This window comes from Gammaproteobacteria bacterium (assembly GCA_035546635.1).
In the GTDB taxonomy this organism is placed as follows: Bacteria; Pseudomonadota; Gammaproteobacteria; order JAURND01; family JAURND01; genus DASZWJ01.
In genome coordinates this window covers 315,897-333,396 of record DASZWJ010000028.1, presented here as the reverse complement: position 1 = coordinate 333,396, position 17,500 = coordinate 315,897, and the positions used below count along the sequence as shown (strand labels likewise).

14 protein-coding genes are annotated in these 17,500 nt (G+C 42.1%); 8 read left to right on the top strand and 6 right to left on the bottom strand.

Features of this window, described 5'->3' with window-relative positions; translation table 11 throughout:
• Nucleotides 1–3: 3 nt before the first annotated feature.
• A complete protein-coding gene (locus VHE99_08255) occupies nt 4–1,701 on the bottom strand; it encodes a cytochrome c biogenesis protein DipZ (protein HVV69003.1) in 1,698 nt (565 codons plus the stop codon).
• 120 nt (nt 1,702–1,821) lie between these two features.
• On the opposite strand from VHE99_08255, the gene VHE99_08250 reads away from it, so the two are divergent.
• A complete protein-coding gene (locus VHE99_08250) occupies nt 1,822–2,241 on the top strand; it encodes a hypothetical protein (protein HVV69002.1) in 420 nt (139 codons plus the stop codon).
• On the opposite strand, the gene VHE99_08245 is transcribed toward VHE99_08250, so the two are convergent.
• On the bottom strand, nt 2,226–4,028 hold the full coding sequence (locus tag VHE99_08245) for an ankyrin repeat domain-containing protein (GenBank protein HVV69001.1): 1,803 nt from the start codon (nt 4,026–4,028) through the stop codon (nt 2,226–2,228). The two genes, VHE99_08250 and VHE99_08245, sit on opposite strands and share 16 nt — an antisense overlap.
• Nucleotides 4,029–4,171: 143 nt before the next feature.
• Nucleotides 4,172–4,921, bottom strand: a complete 750-nt coding sequence (locus VHE99_08240; GenBank protein HVV69000.1) for a SprT family zinc-dependent metalloprotease — start codon at nt 4,919–4,921, stop codon at nt 4,172–4,174.
• Between the two features lie 98 nt (nt 4,922–5,019).
• Between VHE99_08240 and VHE99_08235 the strand changes: the two genes are divergently transcribed.
• Together VHE99_08235 and VHE99_08230 are read left to right on the top strand one after the other, a co-directional pair.
• Complete coding sequence (locus VHE99_08235; GenBank protein ID HVV68999.1) at nt 5,020–6,174, top strand: ABC transporter substrate-binding protein; 1,155 nt, start codon at nt 5,020–5,022, stop codon at nt 6,172–6,174.
• 127 nt (nt 6,175–6,301) lie between these two features.
• The gene (locus tag VHE99_08230; GenBank protein ID HVV68998.1) at nt 6,302–7,456 is read left to right on the top strand and encodes an AAA family ATPase; all 1,155 of its coding nucleotides are present in this window, start codon (nt 6,302–6,304) and stop codon (nt 7,454–7,456) included.
• A gap of 3 nt (nt 7,457–7,459) precedes the next feature.
• Here the strand turns inward: VHE99_08230 and radA are convergent, their stop codons facing one another.
• Nucleotides 7,460–8,827 (bottom strand): DNA repair protein RadA, encoded by a 1,368-nt coding sequence (gene radA, locus VHE99_08225; protein HVV68997.1) that lies wholly within the window; start codon nt 8,825–8,827, stop codon nt 7,460–7,462.
• A gap of 394 nt (nt 8,828–9,221) precedes the next feature.
• Here radA and VHE99_08220 point away from each other — a divergent pair, with 394 nt between their 5' ends.
• From VHE99_08220 to VHE99_08200, 5 genes are all read left to right on the top strand, one after another.
• On the top strand, nt 9,222–10,820 hold the full coding sequence (locus tag VHE99_08220) for an alpha-isopropylmalate synthase regulatory domain-containing protein (protein ID HVV68996.1): 1,599 nt from the start codon (nt 9,222–9,224) through the stop codon (nt 10,818–10,820).
• Nucleotides 10,817–12,217, top strand: coding sequence for a 3-isopropylmalate dehydratase large subunit (gene leuC / locus VHE99_08215; GenBank protein HVV68995.1), 1,401 nt, complete (start codon nt 10,817–10,819; stop codon nt 12,215–12,217). Before VHE99_08220 ends, leuC begins: the two co-directional genes overlap by 4 nt.
• 8 nt (nt 12,218–12,225) lie before the next feature.
• The gene (gene leuD / locus VHE99_08210; GenBank protein ID HVV68994.1) at nt 12,226–12,795 is read left to right on the top strand and encodes a 3-isopropylmalate dehydratase small subunit; all 570 of its coding nucleotides are present in this window, start codon (nt 12,226–12,228) and stop codon (nt 12,793–12,795) included.
• Nucleotides 12,796–12,884: 89 nt separating this feature from the next.
• Nucleotides 12,885–13,961 carry a 3-isopropylmalate dehydrogenase gene (leuB, locus tag VHE99_08205; GenBank protein HVV68993.1) on the top strand — a complete coding sequence of 359 codons (1,077 nt, stop codon included), beginning with the start codon at nt 12,885–12,887 and terminating at the stop codon, nt 13,959–13,961.
• 275 nt (nt 13,962–14,236) lie between these two features.
• On the top strand, nt 14,237–15,571 hold the full coding sequence (locus VHE99_08200; GenBank protein HVV68992.1) for an OprD family outer membrane porin: 1,335 nt from the start codon (nt 14,237–14,239) through the stop codon (nt 15,569–15,571).
• 20 nt (nt 15,572–15,591) lie between these two features.
• On the opposite strand, the gene VHE99_08195 is transcribed toward VHE99_08200, so the two are convergent.
• Both VHE99_08195 and VHE99_08190 read right to left on the bottom strand, forming a co-directional pair.
• Nucleotides 15,592–16,200, bottom strand: a complete 609-nt coding sequence (locus tag VHE99_08195) for a PAS domain-containing protein (GenBank protein ID HVV68991.1) — start codon at nt 16,198–16,200, stop codon at nt 15,592–15,594.
• A 72-nt stretch (nt 16,201–16,272) separates the two neighbouring features.
• Nucleotides 16,273–17,355, bottom strand: a complete 1,083-nt coding sequence (locus VHE99_08190; protein HVV68990.1) for an FUSC family protein — start codon at nt 17,353–17,355, stop codon at nt 16,273–16,275.
• Between the last annotated feature and the right edge of the window lie 145 nt (nt 17,356–17,500).

Sequence of the window (17,500 nt, the reverse complement as noted above, 5' to 3'; positions counted from 1 at the left end):
GTTCTAACCAAAAGTAAAGGTATACAATTCAACACCCGGGTCTTCAATAATTAAAGTAATTTCTCCCGTCGCCACCTCTGGAAAGCCCGCCACTTCATACAGCCTTTGCGCCGTAACTGTGACTTCAGAATTTTGCACATCAGCGCCGCCTTCTGCTCCTATCGGCTGACCATTTAACAGCACTTTTACGCGAAGCGGCTTATGGGTGGTATTGCCCATCACCACATACACATGCTGAGCGCGAAAATGAATTTTAATAGCGCTGCCGGCAGCCATAGCGACAATTTTTTGACCATGAATCAACCACGCACCTTGTAGCGCCCAATCATCTCGGGGAAGCTGGGTTGGAAAGGTGTAATTAGCCGTTTCATCCGTTACAGGTGCCTCCTTCCCTGCAAAAGTTCCCGAACGCACATAACCTAAATAAGTTTCTGGCGTCTCATCATAGCTTGGCATAGCGGCATTCAACCCAGAACTTGCCATGTTCTGCATAGGATTAAGCCCCAATAGCACACGGATATTATGCTCCGTCGTCGCATAATCCCCCTCACCAAAGTGCTGATAAACCACTCTACCCTGCTTATCAATCAAATAATGCGCTGGCCAATAACTATTTTGGTAATTGTTCCAGGTAGCATACTGATTATCTAACGCGACTGGATAATGAATCCCAAAACGCGCCACCGCTTGGCGAACATTATCCGCATTTTTTTCAAATTCAAACTCTGGGGTATGTACACCAATAATCACTAAACCTTGATTGTGATAAGCTTTATCCCATGCCAGCAAAAAAGGCAAGGTACGGATACAGTTAATGCACGAGTACGTCCAAAAATCAATTAAGACCACCTTGCCCCTTAACTGCGCTAACGTCAATGGTTCAGAATTAATCCAAGGTCCAAGCCCTGCCAATGCCGGCGCCGCATAAGGAATCAGCAGTTCATCTATCAAACCTGTAGTCGGAGACGTTGTTGCTTTAGTTTTTTCTGCAGGAGGGGCTGTCCCTGGGGCTGCCAATAACGCAAACAAATCCGGGCGAAAATGGCTGATGTAAGCTAAAGCCAGCGCCGTCACAATGATAATGACACCAAAAATCTTGCGCAGCAGTTCAGTGTGCTTTTTTATAAATCCGATACTACGCACTAACTTTTTACCCAACAAAGCGATAATAACCATCGGCATTACACTGCCTAAAGCAAAGGCAAATAACGCAAAAAAACTGCCTAGCGCAGTTTTTTGCACTGCGATCTGTATCAGCGCTGCAGCTAAAATCGGACCGGCACAAGGCGTCCAGACTAAACTGACCAATCCCCCCAACAATACACCGCTTAAAAATCCGCCACCTTCTTGTTCTCCCGAAGCGAAACTTGTGCCAAAATTAGCTACTTTTTGCGTCAATAAGCTAAACTTGTCTGTTAAATAACTGGACACCATGACGATGCCAAATAGAATAATTAAAATAAACGCTGCATCTCGTAGGCGGTCGAGGTTAATTCCCAAGTGGGTGACTAAATAGTGAGATAGCAAGGTAAACAAGGTGAAGACGATGGTAAAACCCGTGATAATACCTAAGGGTCTTTTCTTGCCGCCTTCAATGGTGCCTGACAACATAATCGGCAGGATAGGTAAAATGCATGGAGAAAGAATAAGTGCAAAGCCTTCGACAAAGGCCAGGACAAAATTAAGAAATTCAAAGTGCATACGGTGATACCCCCTCCTTGGAACTTTGCAGTTTGTTTAACTATTATTTCCCGTCTATTACTTTTTTACAGCGAATTCGCTATTACCCTTTTAAGAAAAACAAAATAATGAGAAAAAAATATGGAAAGCAAACCCTTATTTTCTAAATTATCTACTCAAACTCAAACCTTTTCAATTGAAAATATATTTTCTGAGTTATCTGCAATAATTCCATCAAAAAAAACGACAATAGAACAAGTTCAAAGAATCTTAGCTTACGAAGAACTGTTACTAAAGTATACTTTACCTCAGAACTTGCAGGAATATTTGACTACAGAACATGCCTCATTAGCTAAAATAGCGCCAAAAATAATGAATCTAATAACAACAATTAAAGAACTCGAACTCGACAGCAAAACACATCAAGACAAAATCGATAGAATTAGACAAAATTTAACGACCGCTCTCGACGTTATATCCGCTAGTCTCTCGACATCAGAACAGTATATTGCCAGTCAACTTGTTACATCAGCTGATTATAACAGTTATGGACTATCCTGAGCACTGCTAGTTGGCGTTGGAGCTACTGTAACCTGCAAACTTATTTGGTGTTCCTCAAGAGATGGATTTGAATCCTTAGCCTTACTTATAGCAGCTGAATGACTTTTCGCATGAAACCCCTGCGTTAACAATCCTTCCATGGTTTTACTATGTTGTTTTGCATCATTAACCAAATCCTCACCTTCATCATCCTCTGCCTCTGTGGAAACAGGTGGACTTGAAATTTTAGATAAATGTTCTTGATATATTTCACGCTGTTTTGAAGTTAAATACGGCAAAAGAATTTTTGGCATACGTTCATCATCAGATCTCAATGCCAAGGTAAATGCACTATCGTCATCTTCATCTTTATTTGCTATCCAAGCAGAAATAAATTTTTTATATTTTTCTTGCTTTAAGAATTGTTCAGAATGATTTAATAAAAACTGTGCGACATCTGTGTGGCCGTTAGCAATAGCCAACATTAATGTAGTTTCCTTTTGATGATTTCTTTCATATAATTTCCCTTTATGTTGAATTAAATACTGAACCACTTCTAAATGGCCATTAGCGGCAGCACACATCACTGCATTTTGTCCTTTTCTATTTATTAGATTAATGTTAGCTCCTGCACCTATTAACTTTTTTATAACATCTAACTTTCCAGCCTTAGCTGCGCATATCAATGCTGTATCACCTGCTGCATTTTGATAATTTAATTGTGGTTTTTTTTCAATAAGAAAATCTATCATATCGTCCCTGTCATTTAATACCGCATCGATTAAAAGTGTATTTCTTTGGTTAAAGGTAAATGGTGTATTAACATCTCCACCTAATTTTATAAGAGTATCAATGGTTGCAGAGCCTTTACCCATAGCTATCTTCCAAGAATCTTCATCACTTTGTGCTATGGCTATTTTAAAAACGGGAGGAATAGTGGTAGAACTATAGCGAGAAAGAAAAATTTCGGGTGCAAATTGCAGCATTTCTACCGCCATGCGACTGCCACAAAAAAACTCTTTCGCTTTTGAATTTTGGAGATAGTCATAGTAGCTTTGGAATGGCAAAGTTTGGTGTTGTTTCTTAGCATCCAGATCCCGCAACTCTACTAAGTAAATACCAATATCACTACCAATGGAACCCACAATCGCCTTAAATAATGCATCGAGTTCATGATCTTGAAAAACCCGCATCCCCACCTGTTCACCTAATGGTTCTTTAGGGTTATATTCAGAGTCAAAAAATGACCAGGTTTTATTAGAATAATGCAATTCACAAACATGCCGTTTGCCTCTAATTAAACAAACGCCTTCCTGGCTCATTTCTTTAATATTCTGAAAAGCTTCCTGTAATAATCCATTTTCTGCAGAAGAAGACTTAGAAAAATTTCCACCCATAAGATGTAAGCGATCTACTTCTAAAGTAACAGGTGCCTTTTCCCCTGTTACTTGCCGCTTGCTTCCTGAAGCTAAAATATCATAAATTGCGCCACTTTTAGGCGGATAATCGAGCACTTCATGGGCAAATTGCATAAAAGATTTTTTTAATGCCTCGTTCAAATGCTCTGGATTACCACTCCAAGCTAAAATAGCTTTATAAGTATCATTCCACCAATCCAAATTTTTTGCTTGGCGCATAAGCCCCCTAGACAAACTGAGCTCAAAGCAAAATCCTTGTTTAAATTCCTGCAAGTTAGCAATCAATTGCCGATTCTCTTCTGGATTAAGCTTTAAAAAGCGTTCAAGTTTCTCTATAAATACTTCTTGCGACACTGATTCAGTTATCTTAGTTTTGGATTCTGATGACATTACAATACTTTCCACACAATTAATTTATAAAAAATTTAGGTATTATTATAATTAATTTATGTTAAGAGAGTATTAATATAGGGATCTACTAAAAATTAGTAAACAAGACTTTTTTGTTGGCTAAAACCCACTTTGTAATTGAACTAAGCAAAATGCATCACCTGCTGCTTCAATTCCGCTTCCCTGTACCGATAATCAGGTAAAATCTCCTCAACCCGCGCCCAAAAAGCCCTAGAATGGTTTTTATGCGCAATATGACAAAGCTCATGCACAATCACATAATCAATCAATTCCAGTGAAACAAAAATAAGCCGCCAATTAATACAAATACGATTTTCAGTGCTACAACTGCCCCAACGCCGCATGGCGCTGGTGATACGCCAGCTGCTGGGCTTAAGCCCCGAGACTTCGACCCAAACTTGCAGACGCTGTTTCACGACTACCTCTGCCTGTTCTCGATACCACCGGCTTAATCTGCAGAGAACCCAATGCCGCTGTTTATTTTCCGGCAACCCTTGGGGTATTCTGACATGCACCTGATTATCAGCTAAACAGCAGGTTTCAGACCTATGCAAACCTCCATGCACCTGCAGCGGATAGTGTTTCCCTAAGTAAGGCACCAGCTCCCCAGTCACTAGTTTCTTCTCTGCTGAAGTTTTCTCTAAATGCACCATCGCCGCATATTCTTTTAGAATCCATTTAGCCTGACTTTGCGCCATTTTTTTTAGTTCTTTCAGGCTAGTGCGCAATGGCGCTTGAATAACCAAGCCCTGTTGATTATCGATTTTAAAGCCAATCGTGCGCTTACGCTTAACACTGCGTATGACGACAAAAGGCACTATAGTCTGGTTCAACAACAAAGTACCCGATTCAACGCTGAGATTTTTTGGCATAACTTTGGTTCCGATTGGAGTTACACTGCTACTATTGTTTTCTTTCATTCAACCTGCAATACATGTAATAATAATCAATGGTCACAAGGAGGTGAATCATGATTCAATGGAAAAAAGCATTCTTACTGGTATTATTCATTTTCTATTGCCTGCCAGCTTCGTATGCCTTATCCAAACCACGCCCGCACCCTATTGTTATCGGCGCAATTTACAATCTGACCGGCCCCCAAAGCATACTAGACATCTACTCCTCACGTGGCGCAATGCTGGCAGTGCATGAAATTAACGCCGCAGGCGGCATTCTAGGAAGCCCATTGGAACTAGACTTAAGAGATGGCAAAACTGATACCCAGGTTATCAAAGAGGAAGCAGAAAGCTTTGCCTATAAAAAGGCCGTAATTGCCGTGATCGGCCTCTCCAATGCCAATATGGCGCTTGCTGCTATTCCGCCTTTGGCAAGCAACCATAAATTATTTATCACATCCGGCGCCACCTCACCCAAATTACCCGATATCGCCCCTGGCTGGGTATTTCTTGCCAGTTTCCCTGATGATGAGCAGGCTTACACCGCCGCCGCCTTTGCCATACGCCGCCTAAAAGCCACCCATGCCCTACTTATCACACAAAGCGATAATCCGTTTGTGCAGGCGCTGAGCCAATTTTTCGAAGAATCTTACCGGAAACTGGGTGGTGAAATTATCGCCTATGGGCAGTACAGCGCCAACTCTCCCGATATTGCTGCCGAACTAAGTGTATTGAAAAAGCAAGGAATTGCACCCGATATTATTTATTTAGCTGCTGGACCTCGAACTAGCCTTAAAATCATCATGCAACTCCGTAATGCCGGCTTCAATCAGCCCATTATGGCCTGTGACAGCCTGGACTCAAGCGGCCTCGAACAACTACCCAAAAACCTCCCGGGTACTCTGTACTTTACCTCTCATGCCTTTATTAATAAGGCCAATCCTGATCCCCAGGTACAAAAATTTATCCAAGCCTATACAGATGCGTGGCAACAGCCACCTGACAGTGGTTTCTCCGGTCTTGGCTATGACACTGTGCGCCTGCTAGCCCAAGCTATTTCACAGGCTAAATCCACTGATTCTGCGCAAATTCGTAAGGCTTTGCTGCAAACACGCAATTTTGAGGGTGTAACTGGTACGATGAATTACTCAAACAGTCCCATACCCGATAAATCTATTACCGTGATGCGGTTTCAACATGGGCAAAGGAGTTTGGCAGTTCAATACTAAGTGTCAACTAAAGGTTTTCTAACAAAAATTAACCCTATAAGTGAATTTTTGCTGATAAAATTAACTTTACAGGTAAATTTTAGCTGATAAAATTAACCTTATAGGTAAATTTTTTAGGATTTTCTTTATGTATCTTATTCAGCGATATCTTAAGCCCATTACTTACAGCTATTTCTTATTTGGCCCAAGAGGCACAGGCAAATCAACCTGGTTAGCAGAAAACTACCCTGAAGCCGTAAAAATTGATCTATTAAAAATGGATATTCTTCGTCATTACCAGGCGCGCCCTGAACGCTTAGAAGAAGTCGTGCGCGCCAGCAAATCTACCACCATTATCATTGATGAAATACAAAAAGTGCCGGATTTACTGAACGTAGTGCATAGCCTTATTGAAGAAAAACAAGGCTGGCAGTTTATTTTAACTGGATCTAGCGCGCGTAAATTAAAACGCGCTGGCGTTAACCTGCTGGCCGGTCGTGCCATAGTGCAACATTTACATCCGTTTATGGCCGGAGAATTGAAAGAACAATTTTCCTTACTAAAAACACTGCAATACGGATTAGTTCCTCTAATTTTCAGTAGTGAAAATATGGCTGAAACCTTAAAAGCCTATGTAGGATTGTACTTAGAAGAAGAAGTTAAAGCAGAAAATTTAGTACGCAATATTGGTCATTTTTCACGTTTTCTTGAAGTCATGAGTTTTTCGCATGGATCTATTTTAAATATAAATAATATCGCGCGTGAATGTGAAATTTCGCGCAAATTGGTAGAAGGTTATCTTGAAGTGCTGGAAGATTTATTGTTGTGTTTTCAATTACCCATATTTACCCTTAGAGCCAAACGTGCCGTTATTTCTCATCCCAAATTTTATTACTTTGATGTAGGCGTATACAAAAGCCTGCGCGCGGTCGGCTTTATCGATCAAGTTACGGAAATAGATGGTCCTGGATTAGAGGGATTAGTGGCGCAACATCTACGCGCTTGGAATGATTATCAGGGTTCTCCCAACAGATTGTATTATTGGCGCACGCGTTATGGCGTTGAGGTAGATTTTATCATTCATGGCGCGAATAATTTAACCGCAATAGAAGTAAAAAATTCAAATAAAATTAACAATAAAGATTTATCTGGGTTAAAAGCCTTCTGCACAGATTATCCAGAAGCCTTGCCTATTCTGCTGTATCGGGGACAGGAACGCTTGCTCAAAGATGGTATTATTTGTTTACCGATAGAGGAATTTTTACGCCAGCTAACACCCACAGCATCCACTGTGCCTTCTTAACAACTAAATCCCCTGCCCAATCGCCTCCTGCAAATGCTGCACCCCGATTACTTCCATGCCAGAGATAGATTTATTCTTGGGCAAATTCGCTTTTGGCACAATCGCCCGCTTAAACCCATGTTTGCTTGCCTCACGCAAACGCTCTTGCCCACTTTGTACTGGGCGGATTTCTCCTGCTAAACCAATTTCTCCAAAAATCACTAAATCACTGGGCAAAGGTTTATTCTTCAAGCTGGACAATACAGCAAATACCTGCGCCAAATCCGCCGCCGTTTCCGATACACGCACCCCGCCTACCACATTGACAAACACATCCTGATTATAAGTAGCAATGCCCCCATGACGATGTAACACTGCTAACAGCATCGCCAAGCGATTTTGTTCTAAACCCACGGTTACTCGACGTGGATTGCCCCAGTGACTTTCATCAACCAATGCCTGTACTTCAACCAATAACGGCCGACTGCCCTCCCAACTTACCATTACCACACTACCAGCAATCGGAGCATCATAATGCGATAGAAAAATCGCTGAGGGATTAGTCACCTCACGCAATCCACCCTCACTCATGGCAAATATTCCCAGTTCATTAGCGGCGCCAAAACGATTTTTTACTGCGCGAATCACTCGAAAGCGGCTATCACGCTCGCCCTCAAAATACAGCACGGTATCTACCATATGCTCCAATACTCGAGGACCCGCCAAAGTACCTTCTTTAGTCACATGTCCCACTAAAAACAAGGCGACATTAGCTTGCTTAGCATAACGCACCAGCTGCGCCGTACTTTCGCGTACCTGGCTAACGCTTCCTGGGGCTGAAGTCAGTAAATTGGTATACAACGTCTGCACAGAATCAATGACTAACACTTCCGGCGAGTGTTGCTGTGCTACAGCAATAATTCGCTCCACATGGGTTTCAGCCAATAATTGTAAATGTTCTTGGGGCAATTCCAAGCGACGCGCTCGCAAAGTGACTTGCTGCAATGATTCTTCACCGGTGACATATAAAGCACGACGGCTTTTACTTAAATGACACAAAGTTTGCAACAACAAAGTCGATTTACCTATTCCGGGATCACCACCAATCAAAACCACTGAACCAGCCACCAACCCGCCACCTAACACACGATCTAATTCTTCCGAACCAGCCGATAGCCGCGCTTCTGCCTGCAAGGGCACATCACGCAAATGCGTTACCTGAGAACCGCTAGCAGCCGCATAACCTCCCGCAGCTGGGCTCTGCGCAGATTTTCCTGCAGAAATGACTTCTTCAAGAAAACTGTTCCAGCTACCACAATCCGTGCATTGTCCCAACCATTTAGGAGATTGAGAGCCGCATTGCTCACAGACATAAATTTGTTTTAGTTTCATGGGATTCTCGATAAAACATATAAAATCTTTACAGATCAAGGGATTTTATCGTATAATCACAAAATAAATATACAGATATTTGAGGTTAGTTTATGAACAACCGCCAGAATAATTCCTCCCCTTATTTGCGAATCAATTTTATTAACACCCTACATTCCAACCACACCCTAACAACTCAGCTTCTCCTTACCCTCCTTCCTTTGCGACTTACCAGCGCAAACTAATCTTATTTTGGTTTGAAAACATCACAATTAAAGTGTACCCATATACGAAATAGCTCTAAACTATTGCAATGTGCCACTTAAGGTTCACAAACCAAAGCTCAGTAAATTTAAATGCGTTCTGTCCTGTACTCAAAAGACATGCGACACATTTTTTGTAAACGGAGAAAGCGATGAACACCCAAACCATTAAGATCTTTGATACCACATTGCGCGATGGCCAACAATGCCCAGGCGCAGGTATGGCATTTGAAAAAAATATTGAATATGCGCGTTTAGCAGCCAAAGCTGGGATTGACGTACTGGAGGCTGGATTTCCCTCGGCCAGTCAAACCGATTTTATGATCGTCAACACCATCGCCAGTGAATTGATCGCAGAAAACCATAACAGCCCCATCATTGCCGGATTATGCCAACTACGTGAGCAGCAAATAGAAATCACCATCAATGCGCTACAACCAGCCATTAGCCATCAAAAAGCTCGGCTGCATACCTATTTGCCAGTTGATCCAAATTTAATGGCTTCATCCTTAGGTGATTATGCCAATCAGAAAGACACTATCCTCAAAGATTTATATCGCTTTATCAGACAAGCGCGCGAGGCCGGATTGGAGGTGGAATTCAGCCCAGAAGGTTATTCCCGCATGGGTGAAAATTTTAATTTTGTGACTGAGGCCATTATTGCCGCTGTCAGCGCCGGAGCCACCATCATTAACTGCCCTGACACTATAGGCGGCGCCTGCAAATTAGAAGGTGAAAAATACTTTGTCGAGCACATGAAACAACACGCCGCTATTATCAAAAAACAATTTCCAGATAAAAATATCACTTGGTCAGCCCATTGCCATAATGACTTTGGCTTGGCTCTGGAAAACACGATGAATGCTATCTTTTTTGGTCCCGTCACCCAGATCGAAGGCTGCATCAACGGCGTAGGTGAACGTGCCGGCAATGTCTCGCTAGAGCAATGCATTATGTATATCAAGCACTTCGGCGATAGAGGCGCCAATGCACAGTCGTTTACCACCAACGTCAACACAGAAGTACTGCAAGAATTATCCGATTTTGTCGATTTATATATGTTACCCAGACAACCACACTGGCCAATCACTGGTGAAAACGCTGCCCGCCATTCATCAGGCGGACACACCAATGCCGTGATTAAAAATCCCCTAGCCTATCAGCCTTTTGATCCCCGCGTCATAGGCAAAGAAATCTCTTTTTTATTCGGACCGTTAAGCGGGGGTAATCATGCCAAAACCATTATTGAAAAATTTGGCTATATTTGCGAAGAACATGAAAAAGCTGCCATTGCGCAATTTATAAAGAATCAATATGCTGACCGCCGCAAAGGCATTACCGATACCGAATTATTGCAAGCTTATCTCCTCTATCGTCAACCCATTAAAGCTACGCAGTTTGATTATTCTAAAACCGGAGATAACAGCACCCTTTCTATCACGGGAGGATTTTTTTCTCTGCCAGAATCTTTTACGATTTCTTATCAAGGACACGAGTCGCCCCTGGCCGCATTGCACAAAGCCATTCTTGAATATTTTCCTGGTATCACGATTGAGAGTTACCATAGCCATTCAGCAAGCAAAAGCATAGAAGCCTTAAGCCAAAGCAAAATCGTCATCCGTGTCGGTGATGAACTATTCACCGGCATAGGAGAAGATAATGATATTGAAATTTCTGCATTAAAAGCGCTCATTAATGCCACCAATCAGGCCTATATATATGAATTTTTCCGTATCAAGGAGGTTCAATGAAACCTAAAAACATCATAGAAAAAATCTGGGATGCCCATACCGTTGCCAAGAAGCCAGGACACCCCACTGTATTTGCGATCGACTTCACGTTGCTACATGAAGTGACTTCTGCGCAAGCCTTCCACACGCTGCGTGAACGCGCCATACCGGTCTATAATCCCGAGCTGTGCCTTGCAACCATAGACCACAGCATTCCCACTCGTAAAAATCGCCATGAAATCTTTGACGCTGCTGCTAAAAAACAAGTGGAGCTACTGCGCGAAAACGCTCACCATCATAAAATTCCGTTTTATGATTTTGATAGCAGCCAGCAGGGTATCGTGCATGTGGTCGGTCCAGAATTGGGTGCTACGCAACCTGGCATGACCATTGTCTGCGGCGATTCTCATACCTCCACACATGGCGCGTTCGGCGCATTGGCGTTTGGTATTGGCACTTCCGAACTGACCAATGTCTTAGCTTCTGGATGTTTGTTATTATCACCCTCTAAAGTCATGCGTGTGCATTTCACCGGACACTTCCAAAAAGGCGTATTTGCTAAAGATGCCATTATGAAACTCATCGCCGAAATAGGCATTGGTGGCGCTAATGGTCATGTGATCGAATACACTGGAGAGGCCATTTCCGCCATGAGTATGGAAGAGCGCATGACCATCTGCAATATGAGCATAGAATGCGGCGCCCGCGCCGGATTAATTGCCCCAGATGAAACCACTTATCGTTACCTGAAAGACCGCCCCTATGCCCCTAAAGGCGCAGCTTGGGAACAAGCCGTCGCGCGCTGGAAAACTTTACCCAGCGACCCCGGTTGCCATTATGATAAAGACATCACCATTGATATTGGTAACTTACAACCCATGGTCACCTGGGGCACTAATCCAGCCCAAGCAGTGCAAATTAATGAAAATATTCCGAAACTCACTGACCTACCTGCCAATGAACGTACTATGGCGCAACACGCTTTAGAATACGTACATTTACATGCAGGTGAACCCATTGCTAATACACCGGTAGATTGGGCATTTATTGGATCTTGTACCAATGGCCGTATTGAAGACCTGCGTGTGGCAGCAAAAATACTGCAAGGCAAAAAAGTCCATCCCAATGTCACTATGTACGTAGTACCTGGATCAGAAGCGGTGATGGAGGCAGCATTAGCTGAGGGTCTGGATAAAATTTTTCAGGCTGCAGGTGCAGATTTTCGTATGCCGGGTTGCTCCATGTGCTTAGGCATGAATGACGATAAAGTACCTGCGGGAAAACGCTGCATCAGCGCCACCAATCGCAATTTCGTGGGGCGTCAAGGCACGGGTAGTTTTACGCACCTAGCCTCACCTGCCACTGTTGCGGCCAGCGCCATTGCCGGTAAAATTGTTTCACCCCAATCCTATTTTTGAGGTCAGTCATGGAAAAAATCACACAAATATCCGGCAAAGTCATCCCATTGGCCATGGATAATGTCGATACAGACTTAATTATTCCAGCGCAATTTTTAACTGGAGTGACGCGCGAAGGTTATGGTAAAAATCTGTTTATACGCCTACGCCAATCTGACCCAGACTTTGCCTTTAATCAGCCGCAGTTTGCTGGAGCCAGTATTCTAGTTACAAAGGATAATTTTGGCTGCGGGTCGTCACGTGAACATGCGGTTTGGGCGCTGCAAGAAGCGGGCATCCGCGCAGTAATTGCTGAATCTTTTGCCGATATTTTCCGCGGCAATAGTGCTAAAAATGGCTTGATTTTACTGACTCAGCCTAAAGACGTGATTGCTAAAATGCTTCAAGAAGCACAGCAAGGCAATTATGAATTAACGATTGATATACAACCACAAAAAATCCGCTCCAATCAAGATGAAGAGTTCGCTTTTGATATGGACCCATTTAGCAAATATTGTTTTATGAATGGATTGGATGATCTGAATTATTTATTGCAGCATAGGGAAGAGATTGATCGTTATTTTAAGAAAGGTGATTAAAGGATCGCCTTTTCCTTCTCCCCTTGAGTTGGCGTCGTCTTGGCATGGATGACAAGACGACGCCAACCACAATCACACCAGGAAATCACATGCAAAAAACCATCGCAGTCCTCGCAGGTGACGGTATAGGTCCTGAAGTCATGTCTCAGGCTATCCGCGTATTAAACACTATTGCCGATAAATTTAATCATCATTTTACTCTGATAGAAGGCGCAATCGGTGGCGCCGCTTTTGATAAATATAACCAACATTTCCCGCAAGAAACAAAACAAATATGTGAACAATCCGATGCGATACTGTTTGGTTCTGTTGGCGGCCCGGTCAAAGATGCACACTTACCCAAATGGCAGAATTGCGAAAAAAATTCACTACTATCCTTACGTAAAACTTTAAACCTGAATGCTAACCTGCGTCCGGCCCAGATTTATCCTGCACTACAAGAACTTTCACCACTTAAATCCACCCTCACTGCCCAAGGTGTGGATATTTTGATTGTGCGTGAATTAATCGGCGATATTTATTTCGGAGAACACAAACAATTTCTACAAAATGGTATCCGCCATGCTACAGATGTCGCTGAATATAATGAGCACCAAATTGCCTCAGTCGCCGAGCGCAGTTTTCAACTTGCACGCAAAAGAAAACAAAAAATCACGTCCGTGGATAAAGCCAACGTGTTGGATACTTCTAAACTCTGGCGCGAAGTGGTGTCTGAAGTTGCTAAAAAATATCCTGATGTAAAATGCGAGCATATGCTGGTGGATAACTGCGCCATGCAATTATTCATTAACCCTGGACAGTTCGACGTCATTTTAACTTCCAATCTATTTGGGGATATTTTATCTGACGCTGCCGCCGCATTACCTGGCAGCCTAGGCTTAATGCCTTCGGCTAGCCTTAGCGAATCGGGATTAAATCTTTATGAACCCTCCGGCGGTTCTGCGCCTGATCTTACCGGACAGAATATCGCCAATCCCATTGCGCAGATTCTTTCTGTGGCGCTCATGTTACGTTTTTCATTTGATTTATATGCGGAAGCAGAGCGTATTGAAACAGCTATCCAGAAAGCTCTCAATGCTGGATATCGCACCCGTGATATTTATAGTGATGGTAAAAAATCTGTGGGAACTACGGAAATGACGGATGCTATTCTGCAGTATTGTTAATATTAGACTTTGAACCTCAGCAAAAACCAATTTTATGTTCTTTTAGTTTTCTCAAAAACAATAGTAGTACGTCGTCCCTGCATGGATGCCGAAATGACGTGCACTTTTTGAATTTCGCGCCAGCGACTAATTAAAGACTCCCACTAGCTCTTCACGTTTAACACCAAAAATTCGTCATATTCTTGTCATATTTTTATGCTTAAATACCCGCATTTTTAGGATGCTGACTAAGCGTAGGATAACCATAAAATAAAATCACTGGGATATTGAATCTGATGAAAACAGCTCAAATTAAGTCGTTAGCTTCCCTAGCACTCTTCAGTCTAGGAGCATTTGCTGCAAGTAAGACTGCATTTGCAGATAATAGTACCGATACCGCAACAGGAGTAGACAGCCTTTATGACGAAATCGTTCACTTCCTAGATCAAACAACCATTGATGGTGACATTCGTAGCTATTATTTTAGCCGTAATTTTCACGAAGTACCCTCCGAATTTAACGATCCTAGCCAAGCTGCATACTCTTTGGGCGGTAATATCCGCATTCTCACGGCGCCTGTTTTAGGGGGTTTTCAAGCAGGTGCAGCATTATATACTGCGCAAGATTTGGGTCTAAACAGCGATAACCCTAAACACGTTGATCCCACACTGCCGGGAGATAACATCACCGTTTTAGGGCAGCTCTATTTGCAATATAAACGCGGCGACTTCTTGATCCGCGGCGGCGATCAGCTGATTAATACACCCTGGATGGGGCCGTCTGACTCTCGTATGATTCCAGCAACCTATCGCGGGGTTTATGGCACCTTTACACCTAATCCTGACTTGACCATTTCTGCATTGCGTATATGGGAATTTAAAAGCCGAGTTGCCGATGGTTTTTCTGCAACCAATTTATATAATCCTGCCAATTTCGGTCAAGGTATTAAAGCCTTGGGAGATACCACAGATGATGGTGCGCAGGCCTTAGGGGTCAATTACAAAACCGAAAGAGTGGCCGCACAACTCTGGGGTTATCAGTTTTTTGATTTCGGCAAACTGCTGTATGGTGATGCGCAATACACCTTCATAAATCACTCAAAAATTAATCCATTATTCGGCGTGCAAGGTTTAACAGAAGGCGGTGATGGGGACAACATACTGGGGCAGGTAGCCGATGGTTCTGCCAATTCGAATGCCTTAGGTGCAATTGCAGGTATTGAAGCACCCATTGGACGATTTACGATTGCTTGGAATAAAGTATTTTCTGAAGATGGTGCTTTCCATAATGGTGATATTGTCTCTCCTTATACCGCAGGCTATGCCAGCGACCCATTGTATACAACCTCTATGATTGCAGGTCTGGTAGAAAAAGCCCCAGGGGACGCTTTTAAAATAATGGGTACGGTATTTGCCTTTGACAAAAAACTAACGCTAAGTGCAAGTTACGCCAAATATTACACCGAACCATTTTTTGTAAATACCGCAGAAACTGACTTTGATGTCACTTATGCATTTAAGTCTAAACCATTGAAAGGTTTATCGCTGCGCGAACGTTTAGGTATTCAGACTGGTGATCCTAGCAAAGGAACATTTTACTATAATCGTTTAATGTTGCAGTATAGTTTTTAGCTGTCATTCCTTCGCTGCGCTCAGGACAAGTTTAAATAATTATAAATAGTAGCGCGCGAAACTTTCAAAATACTCGCAATATATTGCGCTGCATTTTTAGCCTCAAATGCGCCTTCTTGATGTAGTTTCATCACTAGTATTTTTTTCTGCTCTAAAGTTAAGGTCCTGAAATGCCAATTCCTTTCTTGTATATAATCATGGACAAACTGGTGTATCCGTTCCTGCCAATCATCCTTAAATAAAACAGCTGGCCTTAAAGACAAATCCTCTGTTTGCATAAAGGCTTGCAGAAGTTGCTGACACTCCATGAGCACTGAAATATCTAGATTAATACAGTAAATTCCAATCGGTCGACCTTTGCCATCACGAATGACGTTGCTGATGGATTTTAAACGTCGTCCATCCCAATTAATTTTTTCATAGGGGCCCAGAATTTCATTTTTCAAATCAAATTCTTTTTCCACATCTAGCAAGGAATCATCACCTGCTTTGCGTTTGCTGAAAGCATTAAAAATTGAGACAATTTTATTAGTTTTAAGATTGTGGACGACTGTTTCAGCATAAGGATGCAATAGTTTTGCAATGGTTTCTGCATTGGTTGATGCGGCTTTGAATTCAGCTGATAGCATAAGTATCCCAATAGGCTGTGTATATTTTTTACATTATAGTCTATGTTGGACTATTGTATCAATAGATTAGACTCATTCTCTCTGAATAGCCTCTATCAACTTACCAAGTTCAATTAATTCCACCATAAACATACGTGCACCAAATAAAAAAGCATTCACATAAGCAATATGCTCATATTGTTTCTGGTTAATAATTTTCTTGAACTCACCTTCCATGACATCAATTAATTCAGCTACTACCCACTCAATTTTGTGTTTTTTTTCAGAACGTATAGCTTCAGCCAGTCGCATAAACGATTGGTTCGCTTCTAGCTTGAACTTTTCTAATCCTGTAAGTTCTGAGATAACCTGCACACTTTGCTCTGAAACATGCGCACTTAAAAACATCAAATTATTAGCGCGATATATTTTTATTTGTGTTTGCAGAATCTCTTGAAACAAGGGTTTTTGCTGGCGGTATTTTAATTCAAAGCCCACTTCACGGATCAATTTCCGTTGCGTAGCAAAACTACTGGCTATTTTTGCATCTAACCCATCTACTTCAGCCTCCAAATGCTGAGGTTCCATTTTAAGACTACGATCAAAATTGCGCTGCAAATTAAGTAGATTATTGGCTAGATTATGCAGTAACAAATGTTGAGAATGAATAGGAAAAATTAACTTAGACACGAGCAAAGAAATGATAATGCCCACAATAATTTCTATAAATCGTGCTGATATAATCTGCAGATTAACCACCGGATTTAATAAAATAATCGCAACTGTAACCGCACCCAATGTTCCTGCATAACTTGCATCACCTGGGCTGGAAGCTACATAGGCAAACGCTAAAACTACTATAAATAAGGCGATAGTCATTCCCACTGGATCAGTACCAATACACAGGTAAATAATTGCGGAAATTCCAGCACCAGCAACAGTTCCCCAAAAACGCATGTAAGATTTAATGGTTAAACTGCCTAAGCTGGTCTGAGCACTCATCACAACTAAAATAGTAATCACAATCCACTGTGGCTGTGGCAAAGGTGTCCATATCACCAATAAATAGCCAATCACGCAGGCAATAGCGGTTTTTAGGCTGTTAATAGCGCGAGGAGAGGTGAAATCAAAATTTCGCCAAAATGCTGAGATGTTAGAAAGTGGGTTTTTCATCATATTTTTAATGCGTGGTTGGTAAAGCTCGAATAACTCGAGTGATTCGAGTATACAATGAAATACTTTATAGTCACAGGCATACTAAACGCAGTAGAATAAATGCTTCCAAACAAAATTCCTTACCAAGATTTTCACCTCTAAAGGA